Source organism: Mesorhizobium sp. M7A.F.Ca.CA.002.04.1.1 (assembly GCF_004022805.1).
Lineage (GTDB): Bacteria > Pseudomonadota > Alphaproteobacteria > Rhizobiales > Rhizobiaceae > Mesorhizobium > Mesorhizobium ciceri.
Genome location: NZ_RZPL01000805.1, coordinates 1 through 2,428, shown reverse-complemented (window position 1 = coordinate 2,428; position 2,428 = coordinate 1). Strand labels below are relative to the sequence as shown.

Below are 2,428 nucleotides of genomic sequence, written 5' to 3'. Positions count from 1 at the left end.
GCCCTTGGGCTTGCGGCCGATGGCTTCGTCTATAGCTTCGGCGACCAGCTCGTTGCCTTCCGAGGCGCGCAAGGGCGCGCGCAGATCGGCGGCATCTTCCTGGCCGAGACACATATAGAGGGTGCCGGTGCAGGTCAGCCGGACGCGGTTGCAGCTCTCACAGAAATTATGCGTCATCGGCGTGATGAAGCCGAGCCGTCCGCCGGTCTCGGCGACCTGGACGTAGCGCGCCGGGCCGCCGGTCTTGAAGGGAATGTCGGTCAGCGTGAACTGGCGTTCGAGCGACGCGCGCAGCAGCGACAGCGGCAAATACTGGTCGGTGCGGTCGGCATCGATCTCGCCCATTGGCATGGTTTCGATGACCGTCAGGTCCATGCCGCGGCCATGCGCCCAGCGCATCATCTCGGGCAGCTCGGCGTCGTTGAAATCCTTCAACGCCACTGCGTTGAGCTTGACCTTGAGCCCGGCCGCCTGCGCGGCATCGATGCCTTGCATGACCTTGTCGAGATGGCCCCAGCGGGTGATCTTGTGGAATTTGTCGGCATCGAGCGTATCGAGCGAGACGTTGATGCGCCTGACGCCGCAATCGGCGAGTTCGGCGGCAAAGCGCGACAGCTGCGAGCCGTTGGTGGTCAGCGTCAGTTCTTCCAGCGCGCCGCTTTCGAGATGCCGCGACAGCTGGCGCACCAGATGCATGATGTTCTTGCGCACCAGCGGCTCACCGCCGGTCAGCCGCAATCGCCTGACGCCCTTTTCGATGAAAACCGTGCACAGCCGGTCGAGCTCTTCCAGCGACAGCAGGTCCTTCTTAGGCAGGAAGGCCATGTCCTCGGCCATGCAATAGGTGCAGCGGAAATCGCAGCGGTCGGTAACCGACACGCGGAGATAGCTGATCGTGCGGCCGAAAGGATCAATCATGTCCATGCTTCAAGCGCTTCCCGTGGCCGTGAACGGCTTCGTTATATACCGCTATGTGATACGATCCGGCCTGCTGTTCAAGATAGCGCCTCTCGATCTTTGGTAACATCTCTCAGCCGACATCGCATGTCGGTCGGTCTCATCAGACCTTTTCCCGTTTGGCGAAGCGGCGTAGGGAAGGGCGGATGACACGGGATCGAACAGCATGACCGCACCGAAAGAACTCAGGGTTTCCAAGGACCGCAAACTTCTGTCCGTCACCTTTCCCGACCACCATCCGTTCGAACTGCCGGCGGAACTGCTGCGCGTCGCCTCGCCATCGGCCGAAGTGCAGGGCCATTCGCCGGATCAGCGGGTGACGGTCCCCGGCAAGCGCAATGTGGCGATCCTGAAGATCGAGCCGGTCGGCAACTACGCCGTGCGCATCACCTTCGACGATTTCCACGACACCGGCATCTTCACCTGGAATTACCTGCATACGCTCGGCCACGAGAAGGATGCGCGCTGGGAAGCCTATCTCGCGGAGCTTGCGGAAAAGGGCCTTAGCCGGGACCGCTAGGGCATCGCTGTCGTGAAGATGTCATCGATCTGGGGTAGCGCCGGCAAAGGTTTGGAGGCGAAAACATGTCCGTCATCACCACGGTCGAGCAGCTCGAGGCACTCTATGGCGTTCCAGGCGAGGCCTCGCTGGTCAAGGAACTCGACCACATCATTCCCGAATATGCCGCCTTCATCGAAGCCTCGCCCTTTGTCGCGCTGGCGACCAGCGGGCCGGAGGGGCTTGATTGCTCGCCGCGCGGCGATCTCGCCGGCTTCGTGCGCATCCATGATCCGAAAACGCTGATGATGCCGGACCGACGCGGCAACAACCGCGCCGATTCGCTGAAAAACATCATTCGCGACCCACGCGTCGGCCTGCTGTTCCTGGTGCCGGGCTCCGGCACGACGCTGCGCGTCAATGGCCGCGCCCACATCACAACGGATACAGCGCTGTGCGCGTCATTCACGGTGGACGGCAAGGCGGCGCGATCGGTGACCGTCGTCGACATCGATGCGGTCTATTTCCAATGCGCCCGGGCCATCGTCCGCTCCGAGCTCTGGAACCCGGCAAGGCATGTCGAGCCGAAGTCGCTGCCGACGCCCGGACAGATCCTGGAAATCACCAGCCGCAAGAACATCGACGGCGAAACCTACGACAAGGAATGGCCGGAACGGGCGAAGAAGACGATGTGGTAAGGTTGGGCTGAAGGGCGCTCAAGCCTCATTCAGCACATCATAGATCTTGCGCATCTGCTCGCCGATCATGTCGCATTGCTCCGGCGTCGACTGGCTCATCGCCTTCTCGATCAGCGCCATATGCACTTTCAGCGCCTGCATCAGCAGCGCCTCGCCGGCCTCGGTGAGCGCGAGCCGCAGGATGCGCTTGTCCTTCTCGTCGCCTTCGCGACGCAGCAGGCCACGCGCTTCCAGCTGCGGCAACAGCATGGTGATGTTGGAGCGGCCGACGAGC

4 protein-coding genes are annotated in these 2,428 nt (G+C 62.4%); 2 read left to right on the top strand and 2 right to left on the bottom strand.

The genetic code is table 11. From position 1 onward, the window contains the following. The coding region (gene moaA / locus ENZ75_RS28730; protein ID WP_128278505.1) for a GTP 3',8-cyclase MoaA at positions 1-924 on the bottom strand (924 nt) is incomplete at its 3' end. Between the two features lie 199 nt (positions 925-1,123). On the opposite strand from moaA, the gene ENZ75_RS28725 reads away from it, so the two are divergent. Together ENZ75_RS28725 and ENZ75_RS28720 are read left to right on the top strand one after the other, a co-directional pair. After that, positions 1,124-1,477, top strand: coding sequence for a DUF971 domain-containing protein (locus ENZ75_RS28725; RefSeq protein ID WP_013531698.1), 354 nt, complete (start codon positions 1,124-1,126; stop codon positions 1,475-1,477). Positions 1,478-1,542: 65 nt separating this feature from the next. Beyond that, a complete protein-coding gene (locus tag ENZ75_RS28720) occupies positions 1,543-2,154 on the top strand; it encodes a pyridoxamine 5'-phosphate oxidase family protein (protein WP_063167992.1) in 612 nt (203 codons plus the stop codon). Between the two features lie 18 nt (positions 2,155-2,172). Here ENZ75_RS28720 and ENZ75_RS28715 read toward each other — a convergent pair. Further along, the coding region (locus ENZ75_RS28715; protein ID WP_164888073.1) for a winged helix DNA-binding protein at positions 2,173-2,428 on the bottom strand (256 nt) is incomplete at its 5' end.

What these genes read in the sequence shown, in the direction of transcription:
- ENZ75_RS28725 (WP_013531698.1), top strand. Translation starts at nt 1,124, where the DNA reads ATGACCGCACCGAAAGAACTCAGGGTTTCCAAGGACCGCAAACTTCTG.
- ENZ75_RS28720 (WP_063167992.1), top strand. Translation starts at nt 1,543, where the DNA reads ATGTCCGTCATCACCACGGTCGAGCAGCTCGAGGCACTCTATGGCGTT.